Below are 17,651 nucleotides of genomic sequence, written 5' to 3'. Positions count from 1 at the left end.
CGTGAATTCTGGATGAAAGGCCATACCGTCTCCCCGACGGCATGGCCAATTACGGTGAACGTTTCAGGCTTATTGGTGCTGAACCTGAAACAGCGACGTTACTTGTACCCGCGCCAGCATCGACTCGGCCCCGCCACCACGACGCATGCCACGTACCGGGCAGGCGTCGAGGTAGTCCAGGCCTACCGCCAGTTTCAGATGGCGTTCGGGCCGGGTCAGTCGGTTGGTGACATCGAAGCTGTACCAACCACCGTCGAGCCAGGCTTCGGCCCAGGCATGACTGGCCAAGTGGTTTTCATCTTCAGTGCACAGATAACCGGAGACATAACGCGCAGGAATCCCCAGGCTACGGGCGCAGGCCAGGAAGGCGTGAGTATGGTCCTGACAGACCCCGCCTCCGACCGCAAACGCCTCGGCGGCCGTGGTGTCCACGGTGGTTGCGCCCGGGTTGTAGACCATATGGTCGGCCAGGCCGTGCATCAGGTCGGTCAACGCCGTTCGATCACGCCGTATGCCGCAGTGCTGCATGGCGAAGGCATTCAGGGCATCGTCCGCTATCGTCAGCTTACTGGTGCGCAAAAACGGCAAAGGCGATTGGCTGTCGCGCTCCAGTTCACGGTCCGAGTCGATATCCACCTGACCATAAGCTGTCAGTACCAAGGCCCCATGGGGTTCGTCCATCGTCAACACATGCAGGATGTTGCCGTACGGATCAAACTGGCTGCGCACCAGGCGCGGCAGTTCCAGGTGCCATTCCAGGATGCGCTGGCGTTCACTGTTCTGCGGCGTCAGACGCAGGAACTGAATGCTGGTGCAGACTTCATCGGCGTAGCTGTAGGTGGTGTCGTGACGTATGGACAGTTTCATACGGCCTCCAGATAGGACTCGTGAACGGTCTGGCCGAGATGGCGAACCTGGGAGATGAAGTCAGTCAGCCAAAGGTGCAGACCGAAGCCGAGAATCTCGTCGATACCGGTGTAGCGCAGCCGAGCATTCAACTCGGCGGCCAACCGCTGGGCTGCCCGCCCGTTACTGCCCGGCAGGCTGGCGAGGATATGGTCCAGTTCCTCGATGCAGGCGTGCAGCGAACGCGGGACGTCGCCGCGCAACAACAGCATCTCGGAGACCTGCTCGGCGCCCGGTGCATTGCGGTAGATCTCGTTGAACGCCTCGAAGGACGACAAGGCCCGCAGCAAGGCACTCCACTGGTAGTAGCCGCGCGCAGAGTTGTCACTCACCTCCTCCGACTCCTCGCCAAACATTTCGTAGCGTGCATCCAGCAGGCGCAGCGTGTTGTCCGCCCGCTCAAGGAAAGTCCCCAGACGAATGAAGCAATAGGCATCGTTGCGCATGATGGTGCCCGAGGTCGCACCGCGGAACAGGTGCGAGCGCTCCTTGACCCACTCGCAGAAATGGCTGATGCCATAACGCGCCAGACCATTGCTGGCGATGTTGCGCATCTCCAGCCAGGTGGCGTTGATGTTCTCCCACATGTCGGCGGTGATGCGTCCGCGCACGGCATGAGCATTGGCCCGCGCGGCTTGCAAACAGCAATAGATACTCCCGGGGTTGGTTTCATCCAGCGCGAAGAAGTGCAACATGCGCTCAGTGTTGAGTTCGCCATAACGCTCGTTGTAATCGTCCAGCGTGCCGGCGGCCAGCAGCGACATCGCCAGCTCGGCGCGACCATCGGTGCGCCCCGCCTGAGGCATCAACGACAACGAGTAACTGACTTCGAGCATGCGCGCCAGGTTTTCGGCGCGCTCCAGGTAACGGGACATCCAGTAGAGGTCCGAAGCGGTTCTTGAAAGCATGTCTTAGTCCTCCACTACCCAAGTGTCTTTGGTGCCGCCGCCCTGAGACGAGTTCACCACCAGCGAGCCTTCGCGCAATGCCACGCGGGTCAGGCCACCGGGCACCAGACGGGTTTCTCTGCCCGACAGCACAAACGGGCGCAGGTCAATGTGGCGTGGGGCGATGCCGTTTTCGACAAAGGTCGGGCACGTTGACAGGCACAGGGTTGGTTGGGCGATATAAGCTTCGGGGCGTGCCTTGAGGCGCGCGCGGAAGTCTTCGATTTCCGCCGCCGTGGCCGCCGGGCCGACCAGCATGCCGTAGCCACCGGAGCCCTGGGTTTCCTTGACCACCAGCTCAGGCAGATTCGCCAACACATGGGACAGTTCTTCCGGTTTGCGGCATTGCCAGGTAGGCACGTTCTTGAGGATCGGTTCCTCGGCGAGGTAGAAGCGGATCATGTCGCCGACGTAGGGATAGATCGACTTGTCGTCCGCCACACCGGTGCCGACGGCGTTCGCCAGCACCACGTTGCCTGAGCGGTAAGCGGCGATAAGGCCGGGCACGCCAAGCATGGAGTCCGGGTTGAACGACAGTGGATCGAGATACGCATCGTCGAGACGGCGGTAAATGACGTCCACCTGTCTGGGGCCAGCGGTGGTGCGCATATAAACGTGATCGTCGCGGACAAACAGATCTGCGCCTTCAACCAGTTCCACGCCCATTTCACGGGCCAGGAACGCATGCTCGAAGTAAGCGCTGTTGAAGCGGCCCGGGGTCAGCACCACGGTCGTGGGATTGTCCAGCGGACTGGAGCTCCTCAAGGTGTCCAGCAGCAGGTTCGGGTAGTGATCGATGGGCGCCACACGCTGGGCGGCGAAGAGCTCGGGGAACAAACGCATCATCATCTTGCGGTCTTCAAGCATGTAGCTGACGCCGCTGGGAGTGCGCAGATTGTCTTCCAGTACGTAGTAGCTGCCATCGCCGTCGCGGACCAGATCGACCCCGGCGATGTGGGCATAGATGCCCCGGTGCAGATTCAGGCCCTGCATGGCGACCTGATAACCCTCGTTGGCCAACACCTGTTCGGCCGGGATGATGCCCTCCTTGAGAATACGTTGCCCGTGGTAGATGTCGTCCAGGAACATGTTCAATGCCTGGACCCGCTGAATGCAGCCCCGCTCGACCATTTGCCATTCGCTGGCCTTGATGCTGCGCGGAATGATGTCGAACGGAATCAACCGCTCGGTGCCCTGCTCGTCCCCGTATAAGGTGAAGGTGATGCCGGCTCGGTGGAACAACAGGTCGGCTTCGCGACGACGTTGATCCAGCAACTCCAGAGGTGTGTCCGCCAACCAACGCGCGAACTCCTGGTAATGTGGGCGGCAGCCACCACTCGCATCATACATTTCGTTAAAAAAAGCTCGGGACATACCCTACTCCTTGCCGCGATACAGACGGCATTTTCTTATAACTTCGCTATTTCAATAAAATCAGGCCTTACGTTGTTTTAGTGAGTACTGTTTCTGTAGAGCACCTCAGTGTGCGTCGTTAACTTCCTGTCTCATTTGGAAACAAATTCCTCGTGAATTCGGCAATCTCTTGACGCGTCCCGACGCCAGAGACTTGGCCTTTGCGGTTTGATTTCTGGCGCCCCATTTATAACGTTCCCCCATTATTTTTTTCGATGAAAAACCACACTAGCGGTGGTTTGAAAGTACTTTTGCAAGGGCTGTGCCCAAGTATTGTTACGATCGATAAAAACCGGAAAAACCCTTAGACAAGCCGGAATTGCGACACATCGTTTCATTTTTGAGACGAAAATCGATAAGACTACTGAAACGGTTTTTCCACTTGTAACTTGCACAACTCTGGATCGGACGAAAATGGTGCATTTGGCAACTGATTTGAGTTTTATGCCCTACAAGCGGGAAATTCCTACTCACTGTTTTTATTCTCCGTGTAATACAAGGCGTCCAGCGCGGCGCGTCGATTAATGCCGATGCACTATTAATTCTCATGAAAATGCACCAAGCGGTGACACCGGCAGCGAAAGTGCCAAGTAGTGATGCAAAAATTTAATGCTGGAGAGGACGGCCTGACCCCGAGCCACGAGTCCACAATCAGGTGGGCATATCGGCAGAACAAAGCCAAGGATGCTGCGGTGGCAGGAGCGGTCGTCGGCGGATCACGGCAACGTCAGGAACGCCGCGAGGACCGCCGAAGTGCGGAGTAGAATACGGCCGCCGCTTCTTCCGCCTACAGCCGTTGCATGCAGCAGCGTGGTTTCAGAGCGTCCGATAATATCGAGTGTCCTGGAGAGACCGGTAATCAACCGAAGCGAGCCGTTGCCTCGGTGAAGCCCCTGAACTATCGGGTGCCAGGCACCAGATCGAGTATTTCATTGATCCCGAGACAACGAGGCTCCATCTCCAGCGTTCGACCATTGGCCAGTATTCCATTGGCAACCTCTCTCATCGCCAGGTACGCACTGCGCAACATGTGATTGGCATAAATCACCGCGTTGAATCCCGCTTTCTCCAGCTCGTCAAATCGCAGGTGAGCGTAACTGGTCGGCACGCAAATCAGCGGCACCTTTGCGCAGTACAAGCGAAACAGCCGGGCAAACTCGAGGATTTCCAGACCGTCCTTTTTCCGGCTGTGAATCATGATTCCATCAGCGCCCGCCTCCACATACGCCAAACAACGCTCGATGGCGTCCTCCATGCCCCGATCCAGAATCAGGCTTTCACATCGCGCAATGATCATCAGGTCCCGATGGCTTCGACTGGCGCAACCCACGCGGATCTTCTCGCAGAACTCTTCGATAGAGTCTTGCTCCTGGCTGACGGCATTACCAAACAACGAGTTCTTCTTCAGTCCGCATTTGTCTTCGATGACCACCGCCGAGACGCCGGCACGCTCGAGCATTTTGATGTGAATCGCAAAGTGCTCCGGTTTGCCGCCGGTATCACCGTCGAATATCAACGGCAACGAGCAGACATCAAAAATCTCGCGAATACCGTGTAGACGGTTACTGGGAGAGAGAATTTCGATGTCAGGTAAACCTCGCTGTGTCGAGTCCGTCAACGAACTCGACCAAATGGCGTCGTATGAAACATGTTGCCCGGACGCCAGTTCGAGTCTGGCTCGTTGTGCCAGCAAGGCTGAAATCGGACTATGAGCTTCAAGTACGCGAAGGCAACGCTTACTCTCGAGCAGAGTTGCCAGGCTGGTTGGGCGGATGTCAGTGTCGATCATGCGAATTTACGCTCCATTTTTATAATTGAATGAGCGGCTCCCGGACGGTAACTGTCACTACAAATCACTGATAAGCGGTCAAATCACATTAATCCCAGGCAGGCACTTCGCTTTTCAACACAGACGCCATCTTTCCAAGGTGTTCGCAGGCCTTGGCCACATACTCCCGGGACAGACTTTCGATACGCCGATAGTTGATCTCTTGATGGGTAGCGCTGGCATAGAGTCTCAAAGCCTCTGCCGCATGCCTGAAATGCCGGGCTTCTACACTTCCGCAATGAACGCTGAGAAAGGCAGCGACCCGATTGGCTTCACCCGATGGATAGCCGCGAACCTCCCGAAGCCACTGCTTCCACATCGGAGTCATCAAGTTGTATTCGCCGGTGTTGAACAATTCGGTCATGGCCATCATTTCCAGCGCTTCGGTGAGGTCCGGCGCCAGCGGTCTTTTTTGCCCGACCCAGGTGGAAAACTCTTTGGTGACAGGATCCAGAAACTTGTCCTGCAGGCGCCAGTCGTCAGAGCCACAAATGGCGGATGCCATGCGGTAATACAACTTCGAATGGTGTGGGTGCCCATGCATTTCGCCAAGCCCTACATCTTCGATGATGATCTCCCCGCAATGCCGCGCCGCCTCCAGCATCTTCAACCTGGCGTCGTCGTTCAACGATTCGGATTCCTGAAGTATCCGCACGATAATGCTCGATACCGCATGGGCTGCCCCGTCCGGGCTCCTCCAGCCACAAAAGAACGTACACAGTGAAGACACTGTCCAGTTGCTGGATGTCATGTCCTCATAGGTCTCGCAATAGGCATTCAACTTGTCAGGGTTGTTGTGAAAACCACTCAGCAGCGCCTCAACAAGATTTCCGTCCTCGACATCGACCAGTGCCTGATTGACGTAGTCGATAAACTTCTGGCTCGACTTCTCCATGGTGTTGCTCTCCTTGTTATTGATGGGGCTTCTCTACGACAAGATGAATAACGATGACCATTAACACGCTTGATCGGTACGTCAGGGTCAATCCGTGACGACTTGCGACATGAATTGCCCAAAGCGCGTCAAACCTTCGATCAACTCTTCACGCTCAACGGCGTACGAAATTCGAATGCTATAGGGATCGCCGCAGCCAGAGCCGGGAACCACCGCGATGTGTGCCTCGGTCAATAGCAAATCGGCGAGATGATCGACGTCGCGAATTGTCGTTCCGAGGTAACGGCAACCCAACTTTCGGGAGACATCGATAAACAGATAAAACGCCCCTTCCGGTGGCGCGCACCGGATGCCGTCCACATGACCGAGGCAGGTACATGCCACCAGCAGTTGTTCGTCGAGAAACCTGTTCACCTCGTCACCAAAGTGCGCAGAATCGGCGATCAATGTGTTCAGCGCCGCATACTGGGCGAGACTGCTGGGGTTTGAAGTCGTGTGCCCCTGCAGGTTATGCATGGCGCCGATCACCTCTGTCGGTGCGCAGGCATAACCTACTCTCCAGCCTGTTACGGCCTGGCTCTTGGAGAACGAATCAACCAGAATCGTCTGTCTTTTCAGCAATGGAAATAGCGACAGAATGTTGTGATGCACATGGGGATGACGTACCAGCTTGCGATAGCACTCGTCGAAAACCACCCAAAGCTGATGATCAAACGCGAGTTGGGCGATCCCCAATAACTGCTCTCTTTGATAGACCGTTCCGGTCGGATTGTTTGGCGTGTTGATCACGATCATTTTTGTGCGGCTGGTGAGCGCTCTTTCGACCGCCTTGCAGGTCAATCGGTAGTCATCGGGCTGGGTATCGACAAACACGGGAATGGCGCCGGCAAGAAGAACTTGCGTCGGAAAAGTTTCCCAGTAAGGCACAGGAATAATCACCTCATCACCAGGATTGAGCAGCACCATTGAAGCGTTGAAGAGCGCTTGCTTGGCCCCGGCTGTCACCGCCACTTCATTGGCGGCAAACTCAACCCCGCAACGTTGACTGACATGTTCTGCGAGCTTTTCACGCAGCCGAGGCAGCCCTATGGGCGGCGTATAACGATTTCGCGCCCCTTCTATTGCTGCGATGGCACCCGCCTTCATCTCCTGGCAGGCGTCGAGCGATAACTCGCCGGCTGCAAAGTTAATCACTTTGATACCACTTTCTTTCAGGGCATTCGCTTTACTGCGCATGCTCGATGTTCCTGGCGCGCTGAGATCAAGAGCGCGATGGGATAACGAAAACCGGATTGCAGAGGTCTCGCTGTTATTCATTTTTTTACCTGCGAAAACGATTAAAGAACGGCAACTCAGGTCTTCTTGATCGAACCTGCAAACGGTCGATCAACTCGCGTTCTGATAAAGGTGGGCATCAGCGTCCAGGCCTCGTTGCACATACCAGGACAAGGGCAGTGTCAACAACAGAGTGGCGGCCAACATGATCACAGCAGCAGGAATACCTGTGATGTCGCCCAGGCTGCCAAACAATACCGGTGCCAGCGCCCCGCCACCGATGGTGCCGGTGTAGAACACGGCGAAGGCGTGCTCTCGTTTGCCTGGGCCAGCCAGGTCCGGCACGGCGCCATACAGCACCGACGATGTTCCGTTCAACGCCAGCCCCAGCAGCGGCAACACCGCCATCAGGCCGAACAGCGGCAGGTACACCGACATGATGATCAACACCGCGGTGGTGAACTCGGTCAGCCATACGGTTTTCATCATGCCGATGCGCGCGCCCAGATAGCCGCACAGCAACTTGCCGAATGCACCGCCCACAAACAACATTGTCAACGCCAGACCTATGCCTGCCGTCCCGGCCCCCTTCTCTTTCAGCAGGAACGGCAAGAAGGTGAGAAACCCCATCCGTACTGCACTGTCCAGTGTGCCGGTCACGATGAGCGCCCGCAGCCCGCTGGCGGAGCCATTTCCCATGATTGCCCTGGAGGCCTTGCCCTGACCGGATGAAGTTACCGCGCGCGCCGGAATCAGCCACCACAGCAGACAGGCGGCGGCCAGACCGAGCAGGCCTATCAGCGTGACGCTCGCGCGCCAGCTGATGACCGTCAGTAACAGGCCGACCAACCCTGGTATCAACGTTTTGCCGATGTCTCCGGAGAAGTTGTACTGCGACAATGCTTGTTTGACGCCCGCGCCCTCCTCGTGCGTATCGGTGATCAACGAAGACGCCAGTGGGTGTTGGGTGCTAGCGCCCAATCCGCCCAACACCAGCGCCAACAACAACACCGTCAAGCCGCCAGCCTGCCCTGCCAGCAAGTAAGCCAACCCCGCGAGCGCGGTCCCGCCCACCAGCAAGCGCTCTCGCCCCCATCGCCTGGCGGCCCGGCTTGCCAACAGCTGGAAACCGGCCATCATCCCGGAGTAAGCGCCACGCATCAGGCCAATTTGGGCGTAGCTCAAGGCAAACTGCGCCTGCCATATCGGCAACAGCACATAGATGACGTCGGTCAGGCCGTCATGCACGGCGTGTGCGCCGCAGCCAGCCAACAGAGAGCGGCGCCGCACGCAAGCATCAGCCGAGGAAGAGACTCCGTCTTTCATATCGTTCATCGTTCCACCATTACTGCAACAGTTGCGCGCAATCCTTCATCACGCTGGATTTGCGGTGCAGGTATTCGGCGAAAATTTCCCGGGTAGTTTCCTGATCGACCGCGATCTGCATCGCATCGACAAATTGGTCGACAGCCGCCACGGCATGGGCGAAATGATTGCTCTCGGTGCCACCGGTATGCACGGTGACCCAGGCGACTGTCGCACGAGCCTTTTCCGCGGGTACGCCCATGTCGCGGACAAACCACTGTTTGTACAGCGGATGGATGAACTCCACCTCGCCATGGGTGTACACCTCATGGATCAACGTGGTCAGCAGTCCCTGCAGCAAATCGCGATCGCGCAGACGGCGAGCGTCAGTCCAGTCTTTGAAGGCCTGGGCCGAAGGTAGGCAGTTTTCCTTCAGCAGCCACTGATCATCACCGCACAAAGGCGTGGCCATGTTGTAGAACAGGTCCGAGTGCAAGGTATTGCCCAGTGCGCCCAGATCCTCGTCGGTAATCCGTTGCAGACTGCCGCAGGCCCGATAGAGCTTCTCGGCAGCCTCGGAACCCTGCTCGGAACGGGCCAGCAAGGTGATGCGGTTGGCCAGGCCAGAGACACTGGCGGCCGAGTTGTTGGTCTTGGACCAACTGGCGAAAAACTTACGCAAGGCTGCTGGCGGATGGCGGCGCGAAGTCAGTGTCTCAAAGGCATTTTCGATGTCCACAAGCGCACCCTCTTCATTCCAGAACGCTTCGAACAGCGCATGCTTCAAGACACTGGCAGGCATGTCGTTCAACACCGGTTCGACGATCTTCAACAACTGGCTCTGGCGGGTCAGTACGTTACTCATGGTCACCTCTTATATTCCTTTATTGGATGATGATTCAGGCAGGTTCACCGGTTCGTTCGGAACCGTTACGGTCGTGCGCGACCGGCGTATCGGGTTCAAGGGGTTTCCAGCCGGTCAAGGCGATCAGCAGCGACAACAACTGGACGCCGATGATCAGCGCCACACACCCCTGCCAACCCCAGCGATTCCAGATCATCGCGGGGCCGACGGCGCCGAAACTGCCTCCCAGGTAATAACCCGTCAGGTACAGCCCCACCGCCCCGGCTTTGTTATGTCGGGCCGTGGCTGTAATAAAGGCGTTGGCGCAGGCCTGGGCCAGAAACACGCCGGTTGAACTCAGGGCCAGGCCCAGCACGATCAGCCACAGCGAGGGCAGCAGCGTCAGGAGCGAGCCACAGACGCCCAGTAACACCGCGGCCACCAGCAACTCGGATTGCGGTCGCGATTTGCTCAAGCGTCCGACGATGGGGATCACCACCAGTGCCAGCAGGAACACCGCATAGATCGTCCCGAGGGCCGCAGCGCCGAGATTGAAAGGCGTCTGGCTGAGGTACAGTCCGGCGTAAGTGAAGGTCGCGACTTGCGAAAACAACACACAAAAGCCCACGCCATACGCCGCCAGCAAGGGTTTGCGGCACAGATCGCGAAGGGCTTGCAGACGCAGTGGCGAATTTTTGGTAGCCAACACCGGATTGGCCGGCAGCAGAAAGTGGATGGCCACGCCGACGAACACGCTCATTGCTGCCAGCAGTTCAAAGGCCTCACGCCAGCCCACATATTCGGTCATGAGCCCGGTCACGAAGCGCCCGGCAAACCCACCCAGTACGGTACCGGCCACGTAGAGGCTGGTGACCACCGTGACAGTGCCACCGCTCCAGCGGTCGCCGATGTAGGCTACGCTGGTGGCGAACACCACCGGAATCAACATGCCTTCGACAAAGCGCCAGACCAACAGCTCGCTAAAGCTGTCGGCATGGGCTGTCAGCAGTGCCGGCACCGCCAATAGCAATGCCGCGCCGACAATCACCGAGCGTTGTTCAAAGCGACGGGTAAGACGGCTGACAAAGGGCGCGGTGATGGCGACCGCCAGGGTGGTCACCGTGATGCTCCATCCCGCCTGCCGGGCGCTCACCTGAAAACTCAGGGCAAATTCCTGAAGGATACTCTGGGTTGAATACAGGTTGAGGAAGGCCGCGCAACCACACAGAAACAAGGCGATGCGAGCACTCTGCAGACGCGAATTCATGAGGCCTCTCGTTTTATGACAGGAGGCCTTTATAGAATACGCGGGCTGCCGAAGACCAATACCGAATTCGGACCGATCAATACCCAAGGAACAGGATGCTGGATCTACGCAAGTTACGTTACTTTTTGACGGTCGCCGAAGAGCTGCACTTTGGTCGCGCGGCACTGCGTCTGCACCTCGCCCAGCCGCCGTTGACCCGGCAGATTTCCGCTCTGGAAGCCGAGCTGGGTTTTCGTCTGTTTGACCGCACCAGCCGCACGGTGTCGCTCACGGCCCAAGGCCGGCATTTTCTGCCTTATGCGCGCGCCATGCTGGAGCAAGCCGACCTGACCGAAATCATCGCCGGCAAGCTGGCCGCTGGCTCGACCGGGCAACTCGTGTTGGGTTACGCCAGCTCGATTGCCCTGTCAGACCTATTCAGCCAGGCCATTCAAGCTTTTGCCCAACGCTTTCCAGAGGTTCAACTGACTCTGGTGGAAGGTGCGTCCAGCAGTCTATGGTCACAGGTCGCCGATGGTCGTATCGATATTGGTATGAGCCGGTTGCTGCCTCAAAACGGGCAAGCCGAGGTCCGGGTACTATCCCTGGGTGAAGAACCCTTAGTGGCAGCCCTTTCCAGTGACAACCCGTTGGCCGGCCAGGCCGAGGTCAACCTCGCCCAGCTCAGCGCGTACCCCTTGATTTTATTTCCGGTCGATTACGGCTCGGGGCTCAACGAATCCATTCAACAACTGTACCGACGCAACGGGTTGCCCCTGCGCCCAGGTCCATCCGGACGGCAAATTACCTCGATCATCGCGCTGGTGGCCGCCGGGCAAGGCGTTGCGCTGGTTCCCCAGTGCACCCAGACGTTGGTAAAAAAGGGGGTGACCTACCGCCCGCTGGCTGACTCCGAAGCTCGCGCGCAACTGCTGATACTGACGCGAGCCCAAGGGCGCAGCCTGCTGGTCGAGGCCTTCATGGGGGTGATCGACGAACTGATGCCAGTCAGTTAAAGCACAATCCATGTGGAAGCGAGCCTGCTCGCGATGACGGCATAACATTCAACGTTGCAGTTGACTGTCAGACCGCTATCGCGAGCAGGCTCGCTCCCACGAAAACCACTTCAACATTACATCAGCGGGTCAACAGCACTTCGGCCCTGCCTTACCGCCGTAACGAGCCTCCTGACGTTCGCGGAAGAACATCTCATAGCTCATCACCGGCTTGTCCGGGTGTTCGGTTTGCATATGCTCGACGTAGTTGTCGTAGTCGGGCATGCCGACCATCAGGCGCGCGGCCTGACCGAGGTATTTGCCCAGGCGACTCAGGTCATTGAACATGCTGCCCTCCTCGATCAAGCATCTGGCAGCGCATGGAATGGCGCTTCTTTATCCGTACGTTCTTTGGTGCCCCAGGCGGCAATGCCGACTTTAAGCGCAAAGAACAGGATGCTGAACACCACGAGCAGGAACAACACCGTCAGCGTTGCGTTGGTGTAGGCGTTGTAGATCACGTGCTGCATCTGCTCGATGCTCTTGGCCGGCGCGAGTACTTGACCGTTGGCCAAGGCATCGCTGTATTTCTTGGCCAGCGCGAGGAAACCGATTGCCGGGTTGGCGTCGAACAGCTTGATGAAGCCGGCGGTGGTGGTGCAGATCAGCAGCCAAACGGCTGGCAGCATGGTCACCCACACATAGCGTTGGCGTTTCATTTTGATCAGCACAACGGTTGCCAGCATCAGCGCGATACCAGCCAGCATCTGGTTGGAGATACCGAACAGCGGCCACAAGGTGTTGATGCCGCCCAATGGGTCGATCACGCCTTGGTACAACAGGTAACCCCACATCGCCACGCAACCGGCCGTGGCGATCAGGTTGGCGGTCCAGGATTCGGTGCGTTTCAGCGCCGGCACGAAGGAGCCGAGCAAGTCCTGCAGCATGAAACGTCCGGCACGGGTACCGGCATCGACCGCAGTCAGGATGAACAGCGCTTCAAACAGAATCGCGAAGTGGTACCAGAACGCCATGGTGTTTTCACCCGGCAGCACGTGGTGCAGGATCTGCGCGATACCGACCGCCAGGGTTGGCGCACCGCCGGCACGGGCCAGGATGGTGGTTTCACCGATGTCCTTGGCCACCGCTTGCAGGGCTTCCGGGGTAATCGCGAAACCCCAGCTGCTGACTGTCTGCGCAACCGAAACAGCATCGGCGCCGACCAGAGCTGCCGGGCTGTTCATGGCGAAATAGACGCCCGGCTCGATCACCGAAGCAGCCACCATTGCCATGATCGCCACGAAGGATTCCATCAGCATGCCGCCGTAACCGATGTAACGGGCATGGCCCTCGCTGGCAAGCAGCTTCGGCGTGGTGCCGGAAGCAATCAGTGCGTGGAAACCGGACACCGCGCCACAGGCGATGGTGATGAACAGGAACGGGAACAGCCCACCCTTCCACACCGGCCCGGTGCCGTCGATGAACTGGGTCAATGCCGGCATTTTCAGCTCGGGCATGGTGATCAGAATGCCGATCGCCAGCGCAACGATGGTGCCGATCTTGAGGAACGTGGACAGGTAATCACGCGGCGCCAGGATCAGCCATACCGGCAATACGGCCGCGACAAAACCGTAGCCGATCAGCATCCAGGTAATCTGCAGTCCAGTGAAGGTAAAGGCTTTGGCCCAGACCGGGTCAGCAGCAATCTGCCCGCCCAGCCAGATCGAACCCAGCAGCAACGCCACGCCGATCACCGAGATTTCACCGATACGGCCCGGACGGATGTAGCGCATGTAGACGCCCATGAACATCGCGATCGGGATGGTCGCCATCACGGTAAAGATGCCCCACGGGCTTTCGGCCAGGGCCTTGACCACGATCAGCGCCAGCACCGCGAGGATGATGATCATGATCAGGAAGCAGCCAAACAGCGCGATGGTCCCGGGGATGCGGCCCATTTCTTCACGGACCATGTCGCCCAGGGAGCGGCCGTTGCGGCGGGTGGACATGAACAGGACCATGAAGTCCTGAACCGCACCGGCCAGCACCACACCGGCAATCAGCCACAACGTGCCGGGCAGGTAGCCCATCTGCGCCGCCAACACCGGACCGACCAGCGGCCCCGCGCCGGCAATGGCCGCGAAGTGGTGACCGAAGAGTACGTGTTTATTGGTCGGCACATAGTCCAGACCATCGTTGTTGAGTACGGCGGGAGTGGCTCGATTGGGGTCGAGTTGCATCACCTTGGTGGCGATGAACAGGCTGTAATAGCGGTATGCGACGAGATAAATAGCGACGGCTGCGACTACGATCCAGAGGGCGTTGATCGCTTCGCCGCGGCGCAGGGCCACGACACTTAGCGCAAACGCTCCCAAGACAGCCACGGCAAACCAGGCGAGGTGTTTAGCCAGACGGGGCATAGCGTGTCTCCTGCCGACAGTCAGTGACTGCGGCGGTAATTATTATAATTGTGTCCGCTTTGCGGAGCGGGCCCAATATCCCCCCATGCTGTCGACAAATAAATCCGCGTTACTACGTACGTGGCGTCTACGTAGTTCTACGTAGATGGCGCTGATGCAACACCTGTGAGCTGTGGCGAGGGGGCTTGCCCCCGTTTGGGTGCGTAGCACTCACAAAATCTCTGGTGTATCAGAGATTTTGGGGCCGCTTCGCAGCCCAACGGGGGCAAGCCCCCTCGCCACAGCTCACTCCCTTAGGTTTTGCATTTCATCACGACCGCAGGCGCGTATCTTTGGCATATGATGCCGGGCCTTCGCCCTCCCTCGGTCTGGCCAGGAGTAGAGATGCAGCTCAAACACAAAATCGTCGCGCTCGGGATTCTGCCGCTGGTGCTGGCGATCGCGGTCATCTGCGCGCTGGTGATTTCCCTGAACCGCCAACTGGGTGATCAACAGGCGCAACTGATCGAAGACAGCATTCTGGCCAGCAAGCGCGCAGAGCTGAAAAACTACGTCGAAATGGCGCAAAGCCTGATCGCGCCGCTGTACGACAACGGCCGTGGTGACGAACACGCACAGCAACAAGTGCTGGAAGAACTGCGCAAGCTCAGTTTTGGCATCAATGGCTACTTCTTCGTCTACGACCGCGAAGGCCGCAGCCTGATGCACGCACGCCAGTCGGAGCTGGTGGGCCAATACCTGTGGGACATGAAAGACCCTCACGGCCTGCCGGTAATCCAGGCGTTGCTCAAAAGCGCGGCATCCGGCGAAGGTTTTCAACGTTACGCCTGGAACAAACCCTCTTCCGGCCAAGTGACCGACAAGCTCGCCTACGTAGTGATGCTCGATCGTTGGGGCTGGATGCTCGGCACCGGCATCTACCTTGAAGACGTTGAACGCGCCACCCAACAAGCGCGTGCCGAGGTGGCTCAGGGGATCCGCACAACCATGCTGGCGATTGCCGCGGTGGCGCTTGTAGCGGTGCTGTTTGTGTTCGCCAGCGGCATGACGCTGAACGTCAGCGAACATCGCCTGGCCGACAAGAAGCTGCAGCGCCTGACCCAACGTATCGTCAGCCTTCAGGAGGAAGAGCGTTCGCGGGTTTCCCGAGAGCTGCACGACGGTATCAGCCAGTTGCTGGTCTCTATCAAGTTTCAGTTCGAACTGGCCAGCCATGTGCTGGAGAATGGCCAAGACAAAGGCTTGAGCATTTTAAGAGACGCCACCGAGCGCCTGGGGGAAGCGATCGGTGAGGTTCGCAGCCTCTCCCACGACCTGCGCTCATCATTGCTCGACACCCTCGGCCTGCCGGCGGCAATCGGTCAACTCGCCGCCGAGTTCGAGCAACGCAGCGGTCTTGTTGTAACCTTCAACGATAACGAATTCGACTGCCATCTGGCCGATGGCGCCGCCGCCTCGCTGTTTCGCATTGTGCAAGAAGGCCTGACCAACATCGAACGCCACGCCCAGGCAAAACACGTCATCATTACCCTGCACGGCTGCGAAAAGTCCGTACGGTTGACGGTGATCGATGACGGCATCGGTTTCAACGTCGCCCAGGTCGAACGTCGCCAGGCCGGCATTGGCCTGCGTAATATCCGCGAGCGGGTCGAGCATTTTGGCGGTCGATTCGAACTGATCTCGATGCCGGGGAAAAGTGAGCTGGACGTAGTGCTGCCGATGAAGCCACCCGGTACAGAACGCTGACTCCCCCCATAACAATTAGAGTGAATGCCTGCGATGAACCTGCCCTACCCGATCCGCGTCGCCCTGGTCGACGATCACTCCCTGGTCCGCGATGGAATCAAATCGCTGCTGGCGGTCATGGCGTCGCTGGAAGTGGTGGGCGAAGCCGAGAATGGCGCCGATGCCATTGAGATGGTCGGGCGCTGTCAGCCGGATCTGTTGCTGGTCGACATCAGCCTGAAGGATATCAACGGGCTCGAGCTGACCCGGCTGTTGCGCAGCCAGTACCCGTCGCTCAAGGTGCTGGTGCTGAGCATGTACGACAACTACGAATACGTCAGTGAATCGGTTCGCTCGGGGGCCAGCGGCTATGTACTGAAGAACGCGCCTTCACGGGAAATCATTGCGGCCATCGAAGCCATTGTCAGTGGCGGGACGTTCTACAGTGCAGAAATCGCCCAACGGCTTATCGCCGATAAAAGTACCGACAACGAACTGACACCACGCGAGAGCCAGGTGCTGTACAAAATGGCTCAGGGGTTGAACAACAAGGAAATGGCTCGCGAGCTGGACATCAGCGTCCGCACAGTGGAAACCCATCGCCTGAGCATCCGCCGCAAACTCAACATCGACAAACCCGCCGCCCTCGTAAAATACGCGATCGATCACGGAATCATTTCTGGTTAATCCGCTGTCAGCTTTTCAAATAACTCCGAATGCTCGGGAAACATCTCGCCGAGCTTGCGCCGAGTCCCCAGTTCCATGTCCGCGTAATCAAACCCCGGCGCAACGGCTTCACTGATCAAGCCGTAACCCGCCGCGCCCTCCATCAGTTGCGAGGCCTTCCAGACGCCGCCCGGCACATGCAGCTGCAAACACTGACCCGCAATCACGTCGTTGCCCATCACCACGGTTTTCAATGAACCGTCCGGAAAAATCAGGCTGTACTGAATCGGGTCGCCCAGATGGTAGTAATGCACAATGTCGGACTGATTCAGATGGAAATGGCCAATCGGCGCATCCTCGGTCAACAGGTAATAGATGGAGGTCAGCAAGTAACGCTGACCTCCTTCGGTCTCAACCATGGCGCGGTGATCCGCCTGAAAGGTTCTGCGGTAGAAACCACCTTCCGTGTGCGGTTCGAGGTTGAGCGCAGCGACGATGGCTTGAGCATCAGGTTTGTTTGTATCGAGTCCCTCTTTCTTCATCCTGCAGACGCTCCTGACGACGATTCACACTGTACTGGTATTCACGACACGCGCCGTGCGGATAAACAAGGCACGGACCTTGTCCCAAAAATTCCCGCCCAAAACGAAAAAGCTGCCGACCAACAGGGCATCGCCCAACACCTGGACCTGCCAGAGGTTCGGTCTCAGCCCCGGCCAAAGCGTATCTACGTAAGGTTCGAGAAACGATGAAATCAGTGGCAGGCAAAACATCACCATGCCAATTCTATGGCGAGCCGGGCCTACTTCCAGGTCGGCGGCCGGTGCAAGCGTGGAGACATAACCAAACACGTTGCGCTTGAGTTGCTGAAAACCGGACTTGCCCATGACCGCAATGGCGAGGATCAACAGAATCTTGTTGCTGATAAACAGGATGCCTGTCAGTGCCGCGATTTTTGGGCCGGGCACATCCGCGGCGGCGGCGAGTGGCACCGTCAGCCAGGAGATCACTGTCAAACTGAGTATCGCAATGCCTGCTTTGAAGCGCCAACCGGTGGAACTGGGGGCAATCTCGTCCTGGGGGCTGCTCATGGTCTTCGTACCCGTCTTTTTGGCCCGAATGAATAACTTTCAGAAGCGTAGCAGTTGCCCGACCCCATGATCGTCCAACATGACCTTGTGTTTGT

The 17,651-nt window shown here is 58.1% G+C and carries 16 protein-coding genes; 3 read left to right on the top strand and 13 right to left on the bottom strand.

The window, feature by feature from the left end:
- Positions 1 to 69: 69 nt before the first annotated feature.
- From LOY36_RS13935 to LOY36_RS13895, 9 genes are all read right to left on the bottom strand, one after another.
- Positions 70 to 867: a transglutaminase family protein gene (locus LOY36_RS13935; RefSeq protein WP_258674075.1), complete on the bottom strand. Its 798-nt coding sequence runs from the start codon at positions 865 to 867 to the stop codon at positions 70 to 72.
- The gene (locus LOY36_RS13930; RefSeq protein ID WP_258674074.1) at positions 864 to 1,814 is read right to left on the bottom strand and encodes an alpha-E domain-containing protein; all 951 of its coding nucleotides are present in this window, start codon (positions 1,812 to 1,814) and stop codon (positions 864 to 866) included. The genes LOY36_RS13935 and LOY36_RS13930 overlap by 4 nt, the downstream gene beginning before the upstream one ends.
- Positions 1,815 to 1,817: 3 nt before the next feature.
- On the bottom strand, positions 1,818 to 3,227 hold the full coding sequence (locus LOY36_RS13925) for a circularly permuted type 2 ATP-grasp protein (RefSeq protein WP_007938225.1): 1,410 nt from the start codon (positions 3,225 to 3,227) through the stop codon (positions 1,818 to 1,820).
- Positions 3,228 to 4,164: 937 nt separating this feature from the next.
- Positions 4,165 to 5,055, bottom strand: coding sequence for a phosphoenolpyruvate mutase (gene aepX / locus LOY36_RS13920; RefSeq protein ID WP_258674071.1), 891 nt, complete (start codon positions 5,053 to 5,055; stop codon positions 4,165 to 4,167).
- A gap of 88 nt (positions 5,056 to 5,143) precedes the next feature.
- Positions 5,144 to 5,989, bottom strand: a complete 846-nt coding sequence (locus tag LOY36_RS13915) for a hypothetical protein (protein ID WP_230173707.1) — start codon at positions 5,987 to 5,989, stop codon at positions 5,144 to 5,146.
- A gap of 87 nt (positions 5,990 to 6,076) precedes the next feature.
- Positions 6,077 to 7,306 (bottom strand): pyridoxal phosphate-dependent aminotransferase, encoded by a 1,230-nt coding sequence (locus tag LOY36_RS13910; protein ID WP_258674068.1) that lies wholly within the window; start codon positions 7,304 to 7,306, stop codon positions 6,077 to 6,079.
- A gap of 69 nt (positions 7,307 to 7,375) precedes the next feature.
- On the bottom strand, positions 7,376 to 8,599 hold the full coding sequence (locus LOY36_RS13905; protein ID WP_258674067.1) for an MFS transporter: 1,224 nt from the start codon (positions 8,597 to 8,599) through the stop codon (positions 7,376 to 7,378).
- Positions 8,600 to 8,609: 10 nt separating this feature from the next.
- Positions 8,610 to 9,434: a hypothetical protein gene (locus LOY36_RS13900; protein ID WP_230173694.1), complete on the bottom strand. Its 825-nt coding sequence runs from the start codon at positions 9,432 to 9,434 to the stop codon at positions 8,610 to 8,612.
- A 34-nt stretch (positions 9,435 to 9,468) separates the two neighbouring features.
- Complete coding sequence (locus LOY36_RS13895; protein WP_258674066.1) at positions 9,469 to 10,680, bottom strand: MFS transporter; 1,212 nt, start codon at positions 10,678 to 10,680, stop codon at positions 9,469 to 9,471.
- Positions 10,681 to 10,775: 95 nt separating this feature from the next.
- On the opposite strand from LOY36_RS13895, the gene LOY36_RS13890 reads away from it, so the two are divergent.
- A complete protein-coding gene (locus LOY36_RS13890) occupies positions 10,776 to 11,675 on the top strand; it encodes a LysR family transcriptional regulator (protein WP_019578886.1) in 900 nt (299 codons plus the stop codon).
- Positions 11,676 to 11,804: 129 nt separating this feature from the next.
- Here LOY36_RS13890 and LOY36_RS13885 read toward each other — a convergent pair whose 3' ends face one another.
- Entirely contained in the window at positions 11,805 to 12,002 is a 198-nt protein-coding gene (locus LOY36_RS13885; RefSeq protein ID WP_007938220.1) for a YbdD/YjiX family protein, read from the bottom strand.
- A gap of 14 nt (positions 12,003 to 12,016) precedes the next feature.
- Positions 12,017 to 14,074 (bottom strand): carbon starvation CstA family protein, encoded by a 2,058-nt coding sequence (locus LOY36_RS13880; RefSeq protein WP_230173690.1) that lies wholly within the window; start codon positions 14,072 to 14,074, stop codon positions 12,017 to 12,019.
- A gap of 384 nt (positions 14,075 to 14,458) precedes the next feature.
- Between LOY36_RS13880 and LOY36_RS13875 the strand changes: the two genes are divergently transcribed.
- Together LOY36_RS13875 and LOY36_RS13870 are read left to right on the top strand one after the other, a co-directional pair.
- Positions 14,459 to 15,820, top strand: a complete 1,362-nt coding sequence (locus LOY36_RS13875; RefSeq protein WP_258674065.1) for a cache domain-containing protein — start codon at positions 14,459 to 14,461, stop codon at positions 15,818 to 15,820.
- Between the two features lie 33 nt (positions 15,821 to 15,853).
- Complete coding sequence (locus tag LOY36_RS13870; RefSeq protein WP_258674064.1) at positions 15,854 to 16,486, top strand: response regulator transcription factor; 633 nt, start codon at positions 15,854 to 15,856, stop codon at positions 16,484 to 16,486.
- Here LOY36_RS13870 and LOY36_RS13865 read toward each other — a convergent pair.
- Both LOY36_RS13865 and LOY36_RS13860 read right to left on the bottom strand, forming a co-directional pair.
- Positions 16,483 to 17,007, bottom strand: a complete 525-nt coding sequence (locus LOY36_RS13865; RefSeq protein ID WP_258674063.1) for a cupin domain-containing protein — start codon at positions 17,005 to 17,007, stop codon at positions 16,483 to 16,485. The genes LOY36_RS13870 and LOY36_RS13865 overlap by 4 nt on opposite strands.
- 24 nt (positions 17,008 to 17,031) lie before the next feature.
- Entirely contained in the window at positions 17,032 to 17,556 is a 525-nt protein-coding gene (locus tag LOY36_RS13860) for a transporter suffix domain-containing protein (RefSeq protein ID WP_019649704.1), read from the bottom strand.
- Positions 17,557 to 17,651 lie beyond the last annotated feature (95 nt).

The organism is Pseudomonas sp. B21-019, assembly GCF_024749225.1.
GTDB lineage: Bacteria > Pseudomonadota > Gammaproteobacteria > Pseudomonadales > Pseudomonadaceae > Aquipseudomonas.
Note: the sequence above shows the minus strand (reverse complement) of the source record. Positions and strands in the feature narration are given on the sequence as shown.